The organism is Listeria cossartiae subsp. cossartiae (assembly GCF_014224155.1).
Classification (GTDB): domain Bacteria; phylum Bacillota; class Bacilli; order Lactobacillales; family Listeriaceae; genus Listeria; species Listeria cossartiae.
The window spans coordinates 124,425-145,349 of the sequence record NZ_JAASUI010000002.1 but is presented as its reverse complement, the minus strand read 5'-3'; the positions used below and the strand labels follow the sequence as shown (position 1 = coordinate 145,349).

The 20,925-nt window shown below is 37.2% G+C and carries 17 protein-coding genes, 1 tRNA gene and 2 pseudogenes; 19 read left to right on the top strand and 1 reads right to left on the bottom strand.

From position 1 onward, the window contains the following. Positions 1-299: 299 nt before the first annotated feature. The 8 genes and pseudogenes from HCJ30_RS07860 to HCJ30_RS07825 form a co-directional block, all read left to right on the top strand. Positions 300-1,079 (top strand): annotated as a pseudogene (locus HCJ30_RS07860) (DUF1672 family protein); the annotation flags it as partial. Between the two features lie 26 nt (positions 1,080-1,105). Continuing rightward, on the top strand, positions 1,106-1,561 hold the full coding sequence (locus HCJ30_RS07855; protein WP_185391711.1) for a hypothetical protein: 456 nt from the start codon (positions 1,106-1,108) through the stop codon (positions 1,559-1,561). Further along, positions 1,558-1,986, top strand: coding sequence for a hypothetical protein (locus tag HCJ30_RS07850; protein ID WP_185391710.1), 429 nt, complete (start codon positions 1,558-1,560; stop codon positions 1,984-1,986). Before HCJ30_RS07855 ends, HCJ30_RS07850 begins: the two co-directional genes overlap by 4 nt. Before the next feature lie 79 nt (positions 1,987-2,065). Beyond that, positions 2,066-2,647 carry a hypothetical protein gene (locus HCJ30_RS07845; RefSeq protein WP_185391709.1) on the top strand — a complete coding sequence of 194 codons (582 nt, stop codon included), beginning with the start codon at positions 2,066-2,068 and terminating at the stop codon, positions 2,645-2,647. A gap of 131 nt (positions 2,648-2,778) precedes the next feature. Beyond that, a complete protein-coding gene (locus HCJ30_RS07840) occupies positions 2,779-3,204 on the top strand; it encodes a hypothetical protein (RefSeq protein ID WP_185391708.1) in 426 nt (141 codons plus the stop codon). A gap of 426 nt (positions 3,205-3,630) precedes the next feature. Beyond that, the gene (locus HCJ30_RS07835) at positions 3,631-4,500 is read left to right on the top strand and encodes a DUF1672 family protein (RefSeq protein WP_185391707.1); all 870 of its coding nucleotides are present in this window, start codon (positions 3,631-3,633) and stop codon (positions 4,498-4,500) included. A gap of 114 nt (positions 4,501-4,614) precedes the next feature. Then, on the top strand, positions 4,615-5,388 hold the full coding sequence (locus HCJ30_RS07830; RefSeq protein ID WP_185391706.1) for an isocitrate lyase/PEP mutase family protein: 774 nt from the start codon (positions 4,615-4,617) through the stop codon (positions 5,386-5,388). Further along, the gene (locus HCJ30_RS07825; protein WP_185391705.1) at positions 5,385-6,437 is read left to right on the top strand and encodes a bifunctional transcriptional activator/DNA repair enzyme AdaA; all 1,053 of its coding nucleotides are present in this window, start codon (positions 5,385-5,387) and stop codon (positions 6,435-6,437) included. The genes HCJ30_RS07830 and HCJ30_RS07825 overlap by 4 nt, the downstream gene beginning before the upstream one ends. A gap of 22 nt (positions 6,438-6,459) precedes the next feature. Here HCJ30_RS07825 and HCJ30_RS07820 read toward each other — a convergent pair whose 3' ends face one another. Then, entirely contained in the window at positions 6,460-7,098 is a 639-nt protein-coding gene (locus HCJ30_RS07820) for a pentapeptide repeat-containing protein (RefSeq protein ID WP_185391704.1), read from the bottom strand. A gap of 130 nt (positions 7,099-7,228) precedes the next feature. Here HCJ30_RS07820 and HCJ30_RS07815 point away from each other — a divergent pair, with 130 nt between their 5' ends. From HCJ30_RS07815 to HCJ30_RS07765, 11 genes and pseudogenes are all read left to right on the top strand, one after another. Then, entirely contained in the window at positions 7,229-8,185 is a 957-nt protein-coding gene (locus HCJ30_RS07815; protein ID WP_185391703.1) for a 2-hydroxyacid dehydrogenase family protein, read from the top strand. Positions 8,186-8,272: 87 nt separating this feature from the next. Beyond that, positions 8,273-8,345 (top strand) — tRNA-Lys (locus HCJ30_RS07810). 160 nt (positions 8,346-8,505) lie between these two features. Then, entirely contained in the window at positions 8,506-9,987 is a 1,482-nt protein-coding gene (locus HCJ30_RS07805; protein WP_185391702.1) for a T7SS effector LXG polymorphic toxin, read from the top strand. Continuing rightward, a complete protein-coding gene (locus HCJ30_RS07800; protein ID WP_003721705.1) occupies positions 9,984-10,235 on the top strand; it encodes a hypothetical protein in 252 nt (83 codons plus the stop codon). Before HCJ30_RS07805 ends, HCJ30_RS07800 begins: the two co-directional genes overlap by 4 nt. Positions 10,236-10,382: 147 nt before the next feature. After that, complete coding sequence (locus HCJ30_RS07795; RefSeq protein WP_376698895.1) at positions 10,383-10,571, top strand: hypothetical protein; 189 nt, start codon at positions 10,383-10,385, stop codon at positions 10,569-10,571. Positions 10,572-10,756: 185 nt separating this feature from the next. Beyond that, positions 10,757-10,951, top strand: a pseudogene (locus HCJ30_RS07790) (DUF7957 family protein); the annotation flags it as partial. Positions 10,952-11,095: 144 nt separating this feature from the next. Further along, entirely contained in the window at positions 11,096-11,422 is a 327-nt protein-coding gene (locus HCJ30_RS07785) for a hypothetical protein (RefSeq protein ID WP_185391700.1), read from the top strand. Between the two features lie 378 nt (positions 11,423-11,800). Beyond that, the gene (locus tag HCJ30_RS07780) at positions 11,801-12,460 is read left to right on the top strand and encodes a cyclic nucleotide-binding domain-containing protein (RefSeq protein WP_185391699.1); all 660 of its coding nucleotides are present in this window, start codon (positions 11,801-11,803) and stop codon (positions 12,458-12,460) included. Positions 12,461-12,568: 108 nt separating this feature from the next. Continuing rightward, on the top strand, positions 12,569-18,382 hold the full coding sequence (locus tag HCJ30_RS07775) for an ATP phosphoribosyltransferase regulatory subunit (RefSeq protein WP_185391698.1): 5,814 nt from the start codon (positions 12,569-12,571) through the stop codon (positions 18,380-18,382). Beyond that, positions 18,379-20,619, top strand: a complete 2,241-nt coding sequence (locus HCJ30_RS07770) for a hypothetical protein (RefSeq protein ID WP_185391697.1) — start codon at positions 18,379-18,381, stop codon at positions 20,617-20,619. The genes HCJ30_RS07775 and HCJ30_RS07770 overlap by 4 nt, the downstream gene beginning before the upstream one ends. 55 nt (positions 20,620-20,674) lie before the next feature. Continuing rightward, positions 20,675-20,917, top strand: coding sequence for an ATP synthase subunit C-like protein (locus HCJ30_RS07765; protein WP_003721714.1), 243 nt, complete (start codon positions 20,675-20,677; stop codon positions 20,915-20,917). Positions 20,918-20,925 lie beyond the last annotated feature (8 nt).

Sequence of the window (20,925 nt, the reverse complement as noted above, 5' to 3'; positions counted from 1 at the left end):
AGAGAAAAAGAGACGAAATCGAAAGTCAATCGAAAAAACAAAATACAATAGATTTTTTCGACAAATTTCAAAGAGAGAATAAAAACTAATTATGTGCGGGAACAAGTAGTCTAAGATGAGGGAGAGAATCTTAGGCTACTTAGCGTACGTAAGGGGTTTAGGATTATTCATTAATACTACATTACAGAACATAGACAGGGGAACAAATGAAAAAAATCATCCTAAGTTTATTCGCAGCAGTATTTTTACTATCCGGATGTTTCAATACGAAGGAATAAACAGCGGAAGAAAAAGCCCAAAAAGGAACCACACCAGTACAAGATTATGTAGGGCAAGGCTATTCATTTGTGGACGGGAATAAATCAGCAGAACGAGTGAAAAAGCATGAGGAAGAGATAAAAAAAGAAGCAATAAATTATATGAAAACAAAATACAAGACAGACGTGAAAGTAAATAATGTAGTGCCAGCGCGAAATGGAGAAGTTGTTATTGTTGAAAGTGAAGCGCCAATTCAGTTTACTACCTCGGTTGTTGTAAAGTTTCTCCTTAATAATAAAGATGAAATAGGAAGTGGAACGAGTAGCGAGGGGGAAGTGGAACAAGCCATTGTAGGTGGACTTTACGCGAAAGTACATGAGGCAGAATTTCAACAGTTAAATAATTTTGCAGAAAAACTAGCAAAAAAATATGATTTAGAGGGCTATACACAAGAAGCACGGGAAAAAACATCACCTAATGGCTATCAAGGGAAATATTATTTCGTCACACTGGGATTCTCTGATTATTTGAGCGTATACAACGCTTATTTAGCTAATCCTGAAATTTCAACAGATGATTTGCGCGCTCTTTTTATTAAAGATGATCCGACTAGTAAGAATATGAACATCCCAATGGCCTTTTTTTCAAAAGAAGACAAATTACCTGAACAAAAATTAGCTGATGACTTAACTGAAGAGCTTCGGAAGGAACAAGGATTACCAAAAGGAAATTATGATATCAGAGTATACAAGAATCACATTGTAAATCGAGTCGGTTTGCCTGACGGAGAAAGTGTAGATGTAACTGAGATAACAAAGTAAGATAAAATCAGCTAGGAGATAAAAACATGCATAAAACTGTGAAAGAACAACTCGAACAACATATTACATCAAGATTATTATTGGAAGCATCCCCCTTTATATCCATGTTGATAACAGTGCCAAGTGTACTAATTTTAGTGTCTTTTCCTAAACCAGCAGCGGTTTTCCAAGAGTACTCTATGCTATCGGGTATAGCGACATCTGGTGTTTTGTTAATGTGTTGTTTTATTGGCTGGATAATCAATGTCATATGGTTATATAAAGGTCGAAAAGAAATCCAGCAGTTAGTAGAGAATGTTTATGACGAGAAATTAGTAAAGTTATATACGCTTACGTCAATTTTATATGTATGTATCTTACCTATTCCTCTTGCGATTATATTAAGAGTAAGCATTCGGAGTATTGTTAAAGACAAAGTAAAACCAAATACAATGTCAGCTTTTCTAAATGAAAAATACTTAAATGAATGGGGATTGAAATGATTTTTTTACAAGAGAAATATTGGATCATATTATTACTCAACTTATTTCTGAACGTAGCAATTGTGTATACAGGATTTTTAGGAATCGGCACCATTTATTTGTTTATCATGGTAATAACGGTTGTCTTTCAAGTGAAAGCTACTTTGAAAATTAATAATCCTAAGTTGGCAGTGCATAAAGAGCAAAAAGGTCTGATGTATTTGGTGATTAGCACATTAGTTTTAATAGTTGTTGGAGCGACTATATTTGTGTATTCCTATATCAATCAATGGTTTTCAGATTTAACAGGATATGCGCAGTTTCTTTATACATGGCGTTTCTTCCTGATACCGGCGGGAACTGTACTCTTTTTATTAGCGGTAGTGGCGGCGATTCTCAAAATCAATGCGGTTAATAGACGATATTTTAAAAAGGTAGGTAATTGAGAAGGTGGATTTACCTCTTAAAAAAACAATAGCTAGTACAAGTGAGGTATAGGTGTTTAAAAAGAAAGAAGGTTACAATATGAAAAGTAGAGATTGGTTAAAATTAATAGGCATAACAATGGTTGCCGCCACTTTGGTTTTAACGGGATGTGGAGGACCAGAGCAAACTTCTGATAAGGAACCAGAAATTCCAAAAACAAATCAAAACGATATAGAGCTGAGTATTCCGCCCGTTTTACAAAATAGTGAGGGAGAAGTATTGAAAAGTGATAAAGATGCACTCGAAGATGTTCAGAACTTTATAAACAAACAAAATACAACAAAGCAAGGAGAAGTGGGGCTCAGTATTGTTGAGTTTGTTGAGCTTGTGGAGAGTGATGCACCAACAAAATATGCTTTTATGGCAGCGCTTGTAAATCGTTCTGATCAGGAAGGTTCAGATATTGAAATGAAGTTTACAATTACAAATAAAGCTACGAATGTGAAGATATATGATGGAGATAAGATAACTTTATCAGAAGAACAATTTGGTTTTTTAAAGCCCAATCATGCAATCCCATTTAAGATAACAATACCAGATACAGAGAATATCACACCTGAAATGACTGTTCAAGACTATGATTTTGAGTGGGAAATAACAAGTTCGAAAATGAAAGAATGATTATTTATAGAATAAGATAGGAGCTATGATGAAAGTAAATTAGCTGAAATGACTCTGAAAAGTACGGAATATGAAGTTAAGTCAGAACTAACTTATACTAATTTATTAGCAGAAGATGGGGAGGAATAAGCGTGCGGGTTTTAGGAGGAATAATAACCATCGTGGAAGGCATATTGCTGACTATTGTATTTGGTAAGTCTATGAATGACGGGATAACAAGAGATATGGATAGCGTTGTGGCGTGGATTGTGTTTTTAGGAATTATATTAGTTGTTACAGGGATAATAGGATTGGTGAGTAGGAAAAAAATAATAGCAGTTTGTTGGTTTATAATTGGTGGGATATTGTTAATTTTACCAGGGACGGCTTCAAATCAGTTGTATGTAATTCAAATTCCATTTTTTATTTCGATGATGAGTGTTTTAGCGGGAATTTTATTTTTGATTAGTTTAAGTAATGAAAAAAGAAGAGATGAAATTAGATGGAAAGCGCCAACAGAAGTAGAAACTCAACAAAATACAGTGGAATACTTTAAGCGGATTTCAAAAGGTGAGTGAAAAATGTTTGGAAAGGTAGTTTTGTCATTATTTTAAAGAGGGTCTTGTGACGAATTGTACAATTTAAAGTGTGAGGTAATATTGTTTTTTATTGTATAGAAAGAAATACTGGAGAACCTGAGAATCCGAAATGTAAAAACGGAAGTAGATAAAAAATTGATAAGCATTCTTGGGAGAGAAATCAATGCTAAAATCACAAGCGACATGGACGGTATTGTTGCGAGAATTGTGTTTTTAAGCATCATAAGTTATTACGGGAAACAAGGGACTGGTAAGATTATACAACAAATTCCAAAGAGAGAATAAAAACTAACTATGTGCGGGAACAAGTAGTCTAAGATGAGTGCGAAAATCTTAGGCTACTTAGCGTACATTAGGAGTTTGGGTTTATTCAATATACAATATAGAACGCAGACAGGAGACAAAATGAAAAAAATCATCCTAAGCTTATCAGCAACCTTATTCTTACTATCCGGATGTTTCAATATGAAGGAGCAAACAGCGGAAGAAAAAGCCCAAAAAGGAACCACACCCGTGCAAGATTATGTAGGGCAAGGTTTTTCATTTGTTGACGGGAATAAATCGGCAGAACGAGTGAAACAGAATGAAGAAGAGATTAAACAAAAAGCCATAGAATATGTGAAGACTAAATATAAAACAAATGTAAAAGTAAATAACGTGGTACCAGCCCGAAATGCAGCGGTTGTTATGGTAGAATGCGAGGAACCTATTCAATTTCATACTTCAGTCATAGTGGGGGAATCGATTAATAAAAAGGGTGAATGGTCTGCGAGGAGTAATGATGGAGAGGTTGAAAAAGCAATTGTTGGTGGTTTATATGCCAAAGCATATGAAGCGGAATTTCGCAATTTAGATATTTTTGCTGAAAAGTTAGCGAAAGAGAGCGACTTATTAGGAATGAGAGATGAAGCAATTGAAAAGACTGCAGCAGTAGGATATACAAGCAATCACTACTTTATTGCAGCACCTTCATTAAGCTTTCCAAGTGTTTATCAAGCATATTTAGAAAACCAAAAAATCACTACAAATGAATTGAAGTTATTGTTTGCGAAGGATGATCCGGGAGGCAATATTTTATCAATTCCGATGCAGTTTTATTCCAGAAAAGATAAACTTTCAGAACAAAAGGTAGCAGATGAATTGGCAGAGAGGCTGAAAAAAGAAAAAGGGCTTCCGAAGGGTAAATACAGGATTATGGTATACAAAAATCTTATTATTAATCGAGTAGGATTGACAGATGGTAAAAAGGTGGACGTAGATAACATAATTAAATGAAAAAGGAACAATCAAAATTCTTTGCTTTAAAAACATCCATGTTAATTTTTCTGGTACCCCCCAATCCCCCCATCTGCTATACTAACTCCATCCTAACAAATGGAGTTGAAACCAATGACAAAAAACTTTAATAAACTAAAATCCCTACACGAACTACCCACCCCACTTATCCTCTACAACTGCTGGGACGTCGCTTCCGCCAGAGCAATCCAACAAGGCGGAGCACCAGTAATAGCGACAAGCAGTTATGCAATCGCAGAATCACTCGGAGTAGTGGACGGAGAGCATTTGACTTTTGATGAGATGCTCCTTGTTATCACGCGTATCGCTCTGAATGTGAGTCTGCCGTTGACGGTGGATATTGAGAGTGGTTATGCCAATGATTTGGAAGAACTGGCTCAGAATATGGAGCGTTTGCTAGCGGTTGGCGTTTGCGGTGTGAACTTGGAAGATCAGCTTATTGGCTCCACAAATCCTACGCTCTGCAACACGGAGGAGCAATGTGATAAAATCAAGACAATCAAAGAAACGGCAGCGAAAATGAGCACGGATATTTTTGTCAATGCGCGGACAGATGTCTTTTTTCAAGGGCGCGAAGAAACGGAAGACTTGGCGCGAGAAGCGATTAACAGGGCGAAAGCATACAAAGAGGCTGGGGCGGATGCTATTTTCATTCCAGGGCTGTTATCGCCAAAATTAATTCGTGCTTTTGTAGAAAAATCACCACTTCCAGTTAACGTCATGATGATGGATGGGATGCTCTCGAGCGCAGAATTACAAGAAATTGGTGTGAAAAGAATCAGCTATGGACCGTTTAGCTTTTTTCGGGCCAATTTAGCGATTCAGCAGGAAGTAGAGCGGATTTTTGCGGGAGGGGAAGCCTTGTGATAACGAATCAGCGGGATATTGATAAATATTATGATATGTTAGTGGAGAAAAATTCGAATTATGAAGGGGTCTTTTTTGTTGGGGTGAAAACGACTGGGATACTTTGTCGCCCAACGTGTCCGGCGAAAAAACCTTTGAAAGAAAATTGTGAGTTTTTCAGTACAGCTAAGGAGGCGTTGCTTGCATCGTACCGGCCTTGCAAGCGATGTGAACCGCTCTCTAATCCAACTAAAATGTCTCCTGCTGTGAAGTTGCTTGTTGATGCAATTGAGGAAAATCCGGAGAAAAAGTGGACCGATAAAGATTTTGATGAATTATCAATAAGTGCAAATACGGCGCGGCGCCAGTTTAAGAAGCAATTTGGGATGACTTTTATTGAGTATGCGCGGTCGCGGCGGCTTGGTCTTGCTTTTAAGCATATTCGGAATGGCGATTCGATTATTAACGCGCAAATTGATAGTGGTTATGAGTCTGGGAACGGGTTTCGGGATGCTTTTTCGAAAACGATGGGGAATGTTCCGCATAAATCAAAAGATATCACCATTCTGCACTCTGCTTGGCTTGAAAGCAAACTCGGCTCGATGCTCGCGATTTCCGACGATGATAGTTTACTTCTTTTAGAATTTGTTGATCGAAAAGGACTGGAAACGGAAATTAAAAAATTGCGAATGCGCTTAAACGCGGCTATCACACCTGAAAAAACGGCTGTAATTAAACAAGTTGAAGAAGAACTAACGCTATATTTTGATGGCGAGTTAGTTGATTTTCAAACACCAATTCGCTACATTGGCTCGGATTTCCAGCAAAGTGTCTGGGATGAGCTGCGTCGAATTCCAATAGGCGAGACGATTTCTTACAAAGGTCTGGCGGGAAAATTAGGGCGGCCAACCGCAAGTCGAGCTGTAGCAAGAGCAAACGGCACCAACCAATTATCGCTTATCGTCCCATGTCACCGTGTGATCAATACTAACGGAGCATTAGGCGGCTACGGTGGCGGCTTGGCACGCAAAGAATGGCTTATTAAACATGAAAAGATGGTTCCAAAGTAACGCGGAACCATCTTTTTTTCTATTATTTCACCCGAATCCCAAACAACGGCATCAAGGCAGGCGCTTGAGAAAAATCAATGCTCACACCTTTTAAATCTTGCGGCATCGCAGTAATCGACTCAAAAATACAAGTACTAAGATCAACTCCACTAAGAGCACAATTCAAAAACTGCGCCTTATTCAAATCAAGCCGTTCCAAATACGTATCAACCAGTTGCGCACCGCTAAAATCACTATTCGTATACGCGCCAGCTTCAAACGCCACCCATTTCAAATTCGCGTAACGAAAGGCAACATAATCCGCGTAACAGTCAACAAAAGTACAATTTCTAAGCGTAGCATCGCTGAAATTCACGCCAATTAATTTACAATTTTCAAAACGAACCCGGTGAATAATCGCGCCCATCAAATCTAAATTCGACAAATCACAATTTCTAAAAACAACATCGGTCAAATTCGCACTTACAAGAGAAACAGAGTCAAACACACAACCATCAAAAATAATCGTTTCTAAATGAAAATGCTCGAAAATTTCCCCAGTTAGCGTTGTTTTTCTAAAAATTTGCTCACTAACTTCACCAATGTCTTCAATAAAATATGTATCATTCGGATAAACCGCCAAATCCTCATCAGGAATCCGCGGAGCAGTAATTTTTTTCATTATTTCGACCTCGCTTCCGCTTTTATTATACCGTATTTTGCCAAGAAGTGGAGCGGAAAATCGTTTACCTTTCGTAAAAAACGGATTACAATGAATTTAGAATAAAAATGGCACTTGAGGAGTGAGTGAGATGACAGCGAGCGTGTTTGTAGCAGGAAAATTACTACCAGAAACGATGAAAACTCTTGGGAAATGGGATGTTAACGCCTATACGGGTGAAGAAAATATTACAGAAGATGAGCTGTTGAAAAATACAGCTGAAGTGGACGCGATTATATGCCCACTTTCTTCCCCAATCACAGCAAAAGTGTTGGAATCAGCTAAAAATCTCAAAATCGTAGCTAATATTGGTGCGGGTTTTGATAATATCGATGTGAAAAAAGCGCAGGAGTTGGGTATTGCAGTGACGAATACACCAGATGTATCAACAGAAGCGACGGCTGAACTGACGCTGGGATTGATTTTAGACGTTGCACGGAGAATTTCAGAAGGTGACCGATTATGCCGCGAAACCCCCGAGCAATTTAAAGGCTGGGCGCCAACGTTCTTTTTAGGCACAGAGTTAAGCGGAAAAACGCTGGGAATCATTGGTTTAGGAAGAATTGGCCAGGCGGTCGCGAAACGTGCCGCTGCTTTTGGAATGAAAATTATTTATTCAGGGCACAATCCGAAAGAAGCTGCAAAAGAGTGGGACGCTGAGTTTGTGAGCCAAGAAGAACTATTGGAGCAGAGCGATGTCGTGACGATCCACGCGGCATATAATCCAAGCTTGAAACATTTATTGAACGAAACAACCTTAAAAATAATGAAGTCGAGCGCATTTTTGATTAATGCTGCCCGTGGCCCTGTTGTGGAGGAAGCGACACTGATTAACGCGTTAAAAACAGGCGTGATTGCTGGCGCCGCGCTAGATGTCTTTGAATTCGAACCGAAAATTGGCGCAGAGCTAGGCAAGCTAGATAATGTCGTTTTAACACCACACATCGGCAACGCAACCGTGGAAACCCGCACAGAAATGGGCAAAATCGCTATCGCCAATGTGGAAGCAGTTTTGGCAGGCGGAGAACCGCTACATTCCGTGTATTGATACAGATAAATATAGCCACGGCGAGTTGCTGTTGCTGTGTTTTTACGCTGAATTATGGTATAATATTTCTTGTCGGAATACGACATCGGGTTGTTAGCTCAGTTGGTAGAGCAGCTGACTCTTAATCAGCGGGTCGGGGGTTCGAAACCCTCACAACCCATAAAAACAAACGCCAGTGACTGTTAAAGTCGTTGGTGTTTTGTCGTTTTCATAGCTAAAATGTTAATTATTTAAATAATCAGTCACTTTCTTTTGGAAAATTCATCAATTATATAGTCAATATTCATTTAACTACATGATATACAAAAGGAGTTGTTACAGTGAGTAGAATTGACATCGGAGAAATACAAGTCTTTTTGTACCAATTACATACAGCTAATGAATCAGGAAGAAACACCATCCAATCTATCAAAACGGTCGTGACAAAGTATGTGGGAGATAATAGTTTAAAAGGAAAAGCAGTTGATGCATCGAAAAATTATTATCAAACGACCTATTTCCCTCTCTGTGACGCAATAATCGAAGCCATGGACGAAAGTGAAGAACGATTAAAACAGTACATCCAAGATTTCCATGCGCAAGTCGATAGTTCACCAGATGCCAAAATCGATGCGGACGGTTTATATGAACTGGGTAAAATGATTGACCGAATAGAAAGCAAAAAAGAAGCTTTAGCACAGCGAATGAATAGTGGAACAGAAGGACAAATGCAGAATTACCGTTCCCAATTAGCTATTGCCTATAAACAGGAAAACATTCTCGAGAAATATTTGTCATTTGAACGAAGCCACGCTAACTTTTTTGACCATTTGATTGATTTAGTTCAAGCCGTTCAGCAGACCATCCGCGAACTCCAGTCGAATATCCAGTTCAATAGCCAAACAGGCACTTACGATCTAAGTAAACTGAATCACGCTACAGTGAGCCACATGCAACAAGCATTAAATAAAGCACGAGGGATAAAAGAAGATATTATAGAAGAACTACAAGACTACACAGTACTTGCAGTGGTATATTTAGATAGTAATGGAAAAGAACAGGTCATGTGGTTATTAGAGCGAGACGGCTTGGGAGTGGAGAATGCCGAACTTAAAGCTTATTTAGAAAAAAACGGAAAATATCTTAACCCAGAAGATTATTCGATTATTACTAATGAAGACTTAAATAAGAAAATCAATAAAGCTTGGCGAGATGGTGTTTATTATCTTAATGGTAATAAGTATGATGGCTTAACAGGTGGCGTTTTATCTACCTCGGCATATGTTGAAGCTGGGAAAGGATATATAGATAAGAGTGGATTAGCGGATGTTGTGTTGGGGCTTGGGTTGAGTACGGCTGCAATACGTAATACAACAGTTATCAAAAGTAAATCATCCCCGTTAGATTATGTGACAAATACTGGACGATTAGATGGTACTTTATATAGTAGTAAAGATTTAGTACTGTTAGAAAATTATTTGAAAAAGAGGGGAATTGAATTAAAGATAGGAGATAAGTATTTACCGGCCAATAAAGGTGGAGCTTTTAATGCTGAAACTGGTACTATAATATTAAAGGATAATCCTACAAGGTATGAAGTTCTCCATGAGGTATCACACTATATTCAGTACAAGAATATAGGTAAAGATGCATATAAAAACCTTCCTAGAGCTGGAAAAACTTTTGATACTAAGCAATTCAATGCACCAGAACAATTCGTTTATGATATGCTGTCAAACAATACTCGAAGATGGAAGAGTTTTACGGAAGCGGAACGAATGCATGCCAATTGGTATATTAATAATTTTGGAGGTATACGATGAAACATACACATGACAGTATCAGGGCTATTGCAATAGAATATGCTGAAAAAAATAAAACGGAATATTATTCACTAGAGTTTATTAGCGCAAAACCATCTACTTTTGCTACAGGTTACTGGGATGTTGGATTTTCTATTAAGGATAGCGAGGGCAATGAACTAGACGGTCCGCAGCTACTAGCTTTAAATGATAATACAGGTGAAATCAAGGCTATTGAAGAGTTAATAAATGAGAAATTAAATGATTAAATTGACATTTCGCTGTTATTGGAGAGTTAATAAATGAAAAATCATGTGATCAAGTTAACAAATTAAAGAGGACCTAATAAAAAGTTACGTATACTGAGGAGTGCTCATTATGAGTAAAAAAACTTAAATGAATAGGAGAATTTTTAAATAAATTTAGAGAAAACTTTAAAGGAGATGATGGCGACAAAAGAGATTCAAAGTGATGAAATCAGATTTGTGATAGTTCCTGAAGAAGAAAATGCTATTTTTAAGTTGGAAACAAGTTTGCGCTTTAGAAAGCCGACATTATTAAGAAATGCTGAAACAGGGCACGCACTATTTAAAGCGATAACTTAATTTGAATAATTCTTTAAATGAAGATGAGTGAAAATTGGCTAAAGGTGCTTTTTCATGAGAGAAATATATCAAGCGAACTGTGCACAAGAGAGTATAAGACCTTTTTAGAATATACTATGTTGAAGTAGCTAGGCTTGACAGAGGAGCTAAAGAAAGATTCAAACACAAAGATGAGGAAAAAGCTTATGACGAAGATAAATTATATAAATAATAAATTGATTTTCGAAAATCAGGAATATATTTTTGAGTATCCTATACAAATTTTGAGAGAAGACAAAAATTATGTATATGTTTTATTAGATATACCAGCCAAACAAGAATATACTTTTGATGATTTTCATAATGTTTATGCTTTTTCTTATAATGGTGAACGAAAATGGAATTCCTGAAAAAATGCAGATTGTGAAGTGAAAATACTACTTTTTATGTTAATGGGAGAGGTTTAGTTGAAAAAATAGGATTCTGACTGATAATGCGAAAAAATAAACAAGAAATAAGCTACTTTATTATCGACAGGAGAAAAAATGAAAAAAATTCAATGGATAGTTAATCGAGCGTTTGTATCATCAATTTTATTAATCATCGCGCTATTTGTGGTCCCTCCAACATTTGGGATAGCTGATGGAAATAAGGTGAGCTTTTATGAATATTTATACGGGGCACCTTTAAAATGGCTAACTGTAATGACGACAACAGATGAGAAAAATAATTTTACAGAGACGTTTTTCACCGGAAATGAAGGTATAAACATTCAATGGTTCAATTTAATAGGAAGCTTTGTGCTTATTTTCATCAGTGTAAGCATTATTTTCTACCTAGCAAAATTGCTATATATCAGAAAAAACGCCTAAAAAAGACAACCTACGTACTGGGTTGTCTTTCTCTATGGCAAAAATGTCTAAATAACTTAAACATTATACCCAAATTTTCCTATCTCAGTAGTTTACATTGTTTAATAGAACCAATGGACTACGATTAAATGCGAAAAATGAAGCTGGAATCGATAAAAATGTATCGTTTTAGGCTTCTTTTTTTCTGCCATTTTTTTGAAAGTTAGATTTATCAACGTTTTTTCGAATTTGAAAAATAGAACAATCGCCTAAATGTTACGAAAAATTGTCAAACAATACCGTTTTTATCGTAAATCAGTTGTAATTGCCTGTACGAAAATTATTCGTTTTCTAAGATAATAAGTCTGTGATGGAAATTTAGAGAGGATGGTTATGATAATGAAGTACATTGAATACCACGACTACATCAAAAGAGACGCTATTATTTATGCTTATTTACTCGATAATTTTTCTTATGTTTGTAAACAAATTAAGGCTTGGGAGAGTATTACGATAGATAGAGAACATGTCTTACTGGTGAAGAATGGTACGTTAATTGAAGAAAGTGACGGTAAGAAAAAGGGGATTGTACGTTGCTTTTTCCAGAAAAATCTTGTATTTCCTACTAGAAATCCGGTGGTATTAAAAGCTTTGGAAACATCGGAAGTTTGCCTGATTAGTGCGGAGGGTGTATTTGGAAAATTAGAAGAGGATCAAATATTGTCTAACTTCTTTTTACAAATTGCGGAGAAAAACGAACAAGACTTAAAAAGGCAAGCTCTGCTCGGTATAGAGAATTCAAAAAATAAAGTTGTATCTACGCTAAACTTCCTATTAGAAAATAATTTGGCTAATACTACATTGCCAGTTTTCCCAGAATGGCTCCAGATAAATATTTTAGCAAAATTAGCTAATTGCTCCATTTCCACTATATCTTCCACTGTAAACGAACTGCATAATAACGGAAAACTCGATATTAAATCTTCTCCCTGGAAACTTAAAGGACGCGAAATGCGGCTTGAATACTTTGAAAGAGAAGTTCAAAAAGTAGCGGATTAATTTAGACGAAAACAAGACACATTTGTTTTCTGATGGTACAAGGCTTGAATGAATCAAGTTCTTTTCCAAGTACAAAAAATATACACACAAACGAGGTGGAAGTAGGACTTGAAGAAAAATATTTTAGTTGTAATTATTGTTTCGGTACTTGCTATTAGTGCGATCGTTTCAGCATTTTTCCTAATGAGGGATGACGCTTATGCTATTGAGGCAGAAGGATTTACGTATAGTCCAAAAGGAAAACCAGTGACGTTTTCAGCTGATGCGAAGTACAATGACGCGTGGCTTAATAATGAAAAGACCATTTCAGACGGAAAAGAAGTAAAACCGATCAACTTGGCGAGAACATTATTTTTAAAAGATGGACGAATCCAATTTTTAGGCAAAAGTGTAGCTATTAAAAGTGCAGCTGATTTAATTGAGATGCCTTCCAAAACAACGGTCACTGAAAGCAAAGGGGCATACAAAGCAAACGCTACAAAAGACAAAACGATTGCGCAGCTTCCGAAAGGCACTGTTGTTAAACTTGCTGAAGGACGCTACATTATTTTAGATAATTCATATTTGAAAAATAAAAAAGGACTTAACAAAAAATTACCGAAAAACGTTATTGTTTCCATTGATGAGAATAAGAAAGTTTTATTAATGGGGGAAAAAACTTTAGAAGAACTTGCGGGCGATGATGCCTATATTGAAATGGAAAATAACCGTTATCAATTTGATTTAAAGAAAGAAATCCTAGTCAGCCAAACTGACAATGAAGAAGATATTGATATTCGTTCGATTAAGGTTGAAATAGATGATAAGGCCGAGAAACGAAATCTAAAAGCTACAAAAGAAACAACTACAACGGATGAAACGAAGAAGCAAGAAGATAAAAGTAATGAACAAACAAATCAAGCAAACAATGATAATGCAGCAAACAACGAAGCTGCAGCCGGCAACTCTGCTGGTGGAGACACTGGCACAACCACCAAAAATGGCGCAAACGGAAATGAAACTACGGAAAACAACCAAAATAACACGGACGTCAACAAAACAAATGAAATTATCAAAAAGCTAAATGACGCTGAGAGTTTAACCGCATTCCAAGTGCCAATTGTGGATGTTGAATTAGCTGTGAAGGGGCAAAAAGCTTCTGCGAAATTACAACTAACTGATTCTTCTAAACGACTACAATCTTTAGAAGCAATTTTATACGATAGTGAAAATAAGGTTGTGAAAAAAGTAGCATTGGATTCAGCGAAGACCGACCAAAATTTTGCTTTCGATAGTTTAAAATATGGCGAAACCTACCAAGTTGTTGTTCAAGGGAAGTACAAATCTGCAAGTGACAAAATTCAAGAAACAATTTTCTTCCGCCAAACGGTAGAAGCAAAACCTGTCGTATTAACGCCAAAAGTAGTCGAACGCAGTGAAGACAGTTTGACGGTGGAGATAACTGCCACAGAATTATACGGCAAAGTGGACGAATTAGTTTTAAAAATCAAAGAAAATAACAGTAACGTAACTACTTCTAAAACCGTTAAAGTGGATGCTACGGCACTTACAAAAAATGGCAAAGTAGAAGTCGAATTTGATGCGTTAAATAGCAGTAAAGAATACATCATCGAAATGGAAAAATTAGTAGTTGATGGTAAAGAAGTAACAGACGAAAATTGGTATTTTATTGCCTCAACACTAAAAGCAAAACCAACAATGACCGGAATAGATCTTTCTTATAGTACCGAGAAAGGTGAATTCACAGCAACGCCAATTAATTTAATTGATAAAGATAGCTCTATTACTAGCATTCGCTATGTTGCTTATTTAGAAGAAGACTATAAAGCAAATGGTGAGAACGCTAAGGAATATGCCTATTCTGTTGTCGATTCAAGTCAAAAGAAAACATCAGTAAAAGTTGGGCGAACTGTTGATATGAGCGATGGTAGTTACGTTTTTGTAGCTTACATATCTGGAAATAATAATCAAGCCGACTTTACATTTGCTACACCAGTTTCTAATGCGGTAGTAGTTGGAATGAAAACTAAGCCAACTGTGGAATTTTCGCTGAAAGAAGCAGAACAAGACAAATTAACAATCAATTATGAAGTTTTTGATGCTGATAATACATTGCTTTATGATAATTTGACGCATCCAACCTTAAACCTTTATAAATCGAATGCGCAAGGTTTATATAGTGGCAATCCAGTTGCTACAGTTGACCTTCGAAACAAAGCCGATATTACCAATTTACTTGAATATGGTGGTTTAGAAAGTGAGACTTATTATGTTGTTGTAATGACAGCTTCCTATAATTTAGACGACGGCACGGGGATTATGGTCGATCAGCGTATTGGCCAATCTAGCGTTTTCCAAACAACGGAAATAGCGAAAGTGGATGCCACGTTTACACTCGAATCGGTCACGACTAACCAAGCAGAAATTAATATCAAATTCTCTGAAACCGCGACAAAACTAAGTGATGCAAATCTAAAAATCTATGATAAGAAAAATAACACACTTATAAAAACGATTCCTTTAAACAGCGACTTTGAACAACTCATGAGCACGGGTGGAAAAAATTATCTTTTTGAAGACCTAGCGATTAATAAAGAGTACTTGTTAAAAGTAGAAGATGGCGTTGACAGCGGAATGAACCAAGTCCCTGTGGAAGGCGAATTAGTTTTCAAAACGAAAAGAGAAACACCAATAACCGATAAAGTGCTACTAGATTATCAACCAAATAAAATGAAAGTGGGTGGGTTAGCTGGTATTGAAGCTACAGAAAAGCCAATGCTAGATGATTACAATGCGGTTAGCTCAATCACATACAGAATCTATAAAGCGGATGATTTAAACACGCCACTAGTAGAACAAGAAGTTTCAACAGCAGGTGAATTTGAAAAGTATTCTTACTTTGATTTAACTAATACTGATTTAGGACGTGGTTTTGATTACCTGATTAAAGCAGAAGTAATTTGGAACGACAATTATGAAGATCATCGTATTGAAATCAGTTCGGAAACGATTCAAATTAAAAAAGAAAAGCCAACTGTTGAATATGAATTTTTAAGAAGAACAGCAACCGAAGTAAAACTCAATGTGTATGTGAGAGATATTGAGGGAGCAATTATACCTGGAAAACTTGATATTACTAGTTCAACAGGTGGGACTGTACCACTCGTAAATGGAAAAAACACAGTAACATTACCGCTTTCGAGTGAAGGTGCGACAACGATTAAAACGATAGGTGATTATGTCGTTACTAGCGGTGAACCTGCAGAATCAACGGTCTTTATGACGAAGAATTTGGTGGGGATGAACATAACTGCACCGCAAGCTAGTGCGCAATTTGCTTTAGATGAAACAGGGCGATCACTGATTCTAACGCCTCAACCGGATGATGTGGCTAAAAGTAATGTAATGAAAACAACCTATAATATTCAAGCTGAAAATAGTTCTAGCCCAGATTATTCCGTAGCTAGAATAGGTGACGAACAATTCGACGCCCAAACTATTGCGCTGCCATTTGGGAATGTATGGTTTAACAATTCATACCAGTTAGCGCTCGATATGAAGATGAACTATATGGAAAATAGATTAAACTATGAAAAATTATTTGAAAACTATTATGTATCGCTCGACAATAACGCTGCATTTGTAACCTCGTCGAACGGCAGTCTAACAACCACTAAAAACGCCAATCGAGCAGATGTTTTCCGCGTGACAAAAGGTCCAACTGACGCAGAAGGAAATATTTCTGGTGTTAAATTCAAAAATATTTGGACTGGGACTTACATTGCATATCGCGGTGGAGTTCTGATTGGTAATAGTGAAACTGCAGATCCATTTAGCTTTAGAAGGCAAGAAGATGGAAGCTATGTAGCGGAACTCAATGGTCGTTATGTTGACTTTTCATCGGGGCTTGTATCTACGGAAGCAGCCGGTTCGAAAATCGATCTTTACTCTGCGTTAGAAGAAACCGGAAAAGTTTCACAAGCTATTACGACACAAGCATTAGAAGAGCCAGACATTACAGCTGAAGCGCTTAGTATTTATGACAAGCGAGTGAAGTTAGATGTTATTGGTGAAGATAAAGATAATACAATTGTCAAAAAAAATAATGAAAATGAGCTATTTGTTAATGCCTACAAAGAGGACGGAACAACGCTTGTGAAGTCAGTTCGAATTGATGGCTTGCCAACTCGAGATGTCTCTCTTACGGAACTTTCACCTGACAAAACATATGTTATTAAAGTGGAAGGGAAATATGATTTATTAGACGGAGAAGGCGCGAAAAATAAAGTTTATTATACCGAAACAATTACGACTGAGAAGAGTCTACCGAGCATGGTCACAACAAGTTATTCATGGAGCCCAGCTTATGGATTCCGGACAATCAAAGGAAATAATGCCTTTATTGATGAAAGTAGCGTTTTAACAAATATCGAATATCGTTTATATGATGCTGCGACAGTATCTTCTAATTTAACGAATCTAGTAGCTTTGGAGCAAGAATTAGGTGGCAAGACGCCGGTTGCAACGTTTAATGATTTATCGAAGACGCCAGAATTTGATTTATATAATAATCAGGGCGTTCAAAACTATACTTCCGGAAAAACCTATGTAATTGCAGCCTATATGAAAACAAGTCTAGCTAAAGCGCCAATTTTCTTAAGTAATGCAAAAACGATTTATATTTCACCACCAAGAACAGTTAGTGCGCCAATTAAGCTAGAAAGCGTTTCTACTAGAGAAGCAACATTGAAATTCTCTTATAACGACCCAGACAGTTACTTTGTAGGCGGGACGAATAAGCAATTCCAATATGTCTTAAAAGAAACGACAACTGGAAAAATAGTTAAGAATGGCGCCTTCACAGGTGGAAATACAGCTAGTTGGTTGAACACCTTCGACAACTTAGCGCCAGCGACAGGTTACACATTAACTATCAGCACAAATTACGACACTTTGGCTGGTGATGGAAGTCATCCGTGGAGTACTAGCTTGAACTTTACGACTGATGATGAGTATGTAAGCTCGAACTCACTGACAATTCAACTTGATGCAGCAACGAAAAAAATCAAGCTTCAAGCAAAAGAATTGAGTCCAGGATCAACTACTATTGAAAAAATTGAAATGGAGTTTTATGAGCTGCTTGATTACGGTGGTAACAATGAGCGTACTAGCTTAGTTGAAAGAAAAACGGTTACTTTACCAAGCTCATATCCCGCTACAATCTCTGAAAGCTTTAGTATTGCAGGTAAGAAACAGGATCAAAGTTTCCTAGGTAAAATGGTCGTCACTTATCGCACGCCGTTGAATGAAGTTAAAACCTATGACAAAACATCCAACTTTCTAACGTTGCAAGAAGATATTGCGGCGAACCTAAGATCGTTCAGAAGTGTGCGAACTACAGATACCAATGTGGCTGTAGAACTAGACACGACAAAAATGAACACAGAAGCAAAAGAAACTTACACGTTTGAGCTAAAAGATGAAGATGGCGAAGTGATTGATACCGAAAAAGTTGCAGCCAAAGATATTGCTGAGACAGTTAATTTGTCTATCGAACCAACGAGCAATTACGCAATAACTGTATTCGACCAGAAAGACCAGCCAATTGCGCTTTATCAAGGCAATAACGAAGAAAATAATCTCAAAGCTAATATCACAGACGATAACTTTACATTGATGGCTAATGACACCGCAGATGCAAAAACAAAACTGACTGTAACGATTGAACCAAAAGAACTTTCTGCTTGGGAAAAAGTACAGTCCTGGTTCGGCAAAGATTTCACCGAAACGAAAACGGTCGAAAAAGAAGAACTAGATGCTGGTGTGGAATTCGATGCAAATTATCATGATTCAAAAGTTACTGTTAAAGAAACAGAATCAGGAAAAACTTTTGGGATTATCGAACTGGAGGCAAGCAAATGAAACCTACATGGAAAATAGGCATAATCGTTGCAGCCGTCCCGTTAATCATTATTTCTGTAATCTTATGGGGATCATTTAAGGAGGCGAGATATGATCTTGTCTCCATCCCTAGTAACGGTGTGGTATTAAATGACGAACAAGAAACATTGCAATTTCAAAAAGGGCACACACTTTACCGAAGCTGGAATGAGGATCAATTAATCGCCAAAAATGATGAAGACGATACGCGCAATAAAATTATGCAAAGTACGATTCTCTATTTGGATAAAGATGCATTAATGTTCACCAAGAGTGTCCCAGTCATTGATATAAATGGCGTTAGTACAAAGTTAAAAGGAAGACAAGTTTATGAATCAAAAGGAGCTTCCTATCAATATAAAGACTCAGAAATCACCGAAAAAAGTGTTGTAAAACTAGCGAATCGCCAATATTTCTTAAACGCCGAGGCAACCCTTTATCTTGGTGGAAAAGAAATTAAGAAAGTTTCCAAACCGCTTCTTCTCATCGATAAAACTGGTAGTGTCACTATTTATGAAAATAAAAAGAAAAGCCGCTATTTAGGCCATATGACATTAAAAGTCAATGATGAAACCATTTTAGATGCGAGTAATGAAACATATACCATCGGCGAACGCAAAATCGACCTAGCTAGCTTCGGCGGAACAGATAATGAAAAAATCGTCGTGAAAAAAGACGAGAAAGAAGCAAGCGATAAAACAGCCGCAAAGGATAACGAATCAAACAGCGATACCGATAAGAAAAATGAATCCGCGAATAGTGGCCTGAATGCAACCAAGAAATATGGAAATGAAATTAAAACAGATAGCGGCTCAGCGGATACGGGAACTAACGGTAGCGGAAATGGCACGAGCGGAAATACGCAAAAAGACTTAGAAAAAATTGATAATTATGAAGCAGTTCTGAAAAAAATTGAAGAACTAAATAAAAAGCTGGAACGAAATATTCCAGTACTAAGAATTGGCTATATAGAACCAGGCGTAACTAGTGCGAAAGTCAGTTATAAATATTCGGACCCCAATAACACCTTAGTTGGTGTAACGAAAATCAGTGTGGTAGATGAAAAAACTGGTAAAGCTATTAATACGCACTATGCATCTGCTGTAGATACAGAAGCTACCCTAACTGGGCTTTCTCCTAATGGAAAATACCATCTTGAGTTCACGTATCAATATGATTTGGGCACAGATAAAGGCATTCAAGAAGTGAAAATGAAAAGTGAATCTTTCACAACCCAATCAGTATCAGCTATTTATCAAATGCAAAGCGTGACTAGTACGTCAATCAAAGTAAATATCGCACTTGACGCGCAAATAGAAGATATCAAACGAGCTCGAATCAAAGTTAAAAAAGCAAATGGTGATTCTTTCTATATGAATGTTGGTACCAGTTTTATTAACGGTAACGGAGAGCTTCTAAACGTAACCGGCTTAGATCCAGGCACCGCATATCAATTCCAAACAATTATTGAAATGAAAAATGGCGAAACAATCGAATTGAATAGCTCAGAAAAATACTACACAATGCAGGCGACTGTTTTAAAAAGTTTACGAGCTAATTTATCAGCGAATAAAGTTGTGCAAGTGGAGTACGACTGGACCTCAACCGATTACACGCTAAACCAAGCAACTGTTGAATTAAAGGACGAAGAAAAATCCGAAGTCGATTACAAAATCGTCAACCAAGAAAAAGGGAGCATTCGCTTAGTGCCAATCACTGATGAAGAAACAGTTGATTTAGAAGCTAAGTTAGTCCTAAAAACAACAAACAACGATACAAAGGAAAGCAAAACATTCGAATATCCGATTGAACAAGACGTTCAGTACGACAAAGATGCGAAACTAACTATTTCCTTAACACCGTTCCAAACAGAAGAAAATAGTACAAAACAAGCCGAGGAAGCAGAACAAGAAGCAACGCGGAATGTAGGTTTAGCAACGAAGATTGAAGAAGTTTTAGCACCTCAAAATGCCACTTACGACATGATGTTTTCCATGAAGCGCGAAGCAGGCGAAACATATCGAGTAGCTTTTGAAAGACGTGCGGTTGGAACCGGTGATGGCTGGACTTCTTTTAGTAGCAAAGAACTACTAGCCGACGAAACTGGATTAGTAAGCCATATGGAGACCATTTCGAGGATTGCGAAAGAAAGTTTTGATTACCGAATTGCAGTTTATGACACGAAAGGCACGTTGCAACTTTACGTATATCAAGAATAGTAGAGGGGTACATTTTCTCAGTACCCCAATCTCATACAGAAGGTAGGAAATAATAATGGATTTAGTAGTTGCATGTAGCGTAATTGGCGCCGCACTCGCAATTGGGCTTGCGACTTTGGGAGCTGCAATTGGACAAGGAATCGCGGTCAGTAGAGCAACAGAAATTATCGGAAAAAACCCAAATGCAAAAAAAGAAGTTATGGGAGGTCTTTTCCTAGGGCTTCTAATGATTGTGGCATTAATGCTTTTTGCACTAGCAATCGCAGTCATCTTGCTTTGGGTTAATCCGTTTATATGATAGGTGAG

Coding starts and splice junctions, on each gene's coding strand:
- HCJ30_RS07855 (WP_185391711.1), top strand. CDS start 1,106: ATGCATAAAACTGTGAAAGAACAACTCGAACAACATATTACATCAAGA.
- HCJ30_RS07850 (WP_185391710.1), top strand. CDS start 1,558: ATGATTTTTTTACAAGAGAAATATTGGATCATATTATTACTCAACTTA.
- HCJ30_RS07845 (WP_185391709.1), top strand. CDS start 2,066: ATGAAAAGTAGAGATTGGTTAAAATTAATAGGCATAACAATGGTTGCC.
- HCJ30_RS07835 (WP_185391707.1), top strand. CDS start 3,631: ATGAAAAAAATCATCCTAAGCTTATCAGCAACCTTATTCTTACTATCC.
- HCJ30_RS07830 (WP_185391706.1), top strand. CDS start 4,615: ATGACAAAAAACTTTAATAAACTAAAATCCCTACACGAACTACCCACC.
- HCJ30_RS07820 (WP_185391704.1), bottom strand. CDS start 7,098: ATGAAAAAAATTACTGCTCCGCGGATTCCTGATGAGGATTTGGCGGTT.
- HCJ30_RS07815 (WP_185391703.1), top strand. CDS start 7,229: ATGACAGCGAGCGTGTTTGTAGCAGGAAAATTACTACCAGAAACGATG.
- HCJ30_RS07800 (WP_003721705.1), top strand. CDS start 9,984: ATGAAACATACACATGACAGTATCAGGGCTATTGCAATAGAATATGCT.
- HCJ30_RS07785 (WP_185391700.1), top strand. CDS start 11,096: ATGAAAAAAATTCAATGGATAGTTAATCGAGCGTTTGTATCATCAATT.
- HCJ30_RS07780 (WP_185391699.1), top strand. CDS start 11,801: ATGAAGTACATTGAATACCACGACTACATCAAAAGAGACGCTATTATT.
- HCJ30_RS07770 (WP_185391697.1), top strand. CDS start 18,379: ATGAAACCTACATGGAAAATAGGCATAATCGTTGCAGCCGTCCCGTTA.
- HCJ30_RS07765 (WP_003721714.1), top strand. CDS start 20,675: ATGGATTTAGTAGTTGCATGTAGCGTAATTGGCGCCGCACTCGCAATT.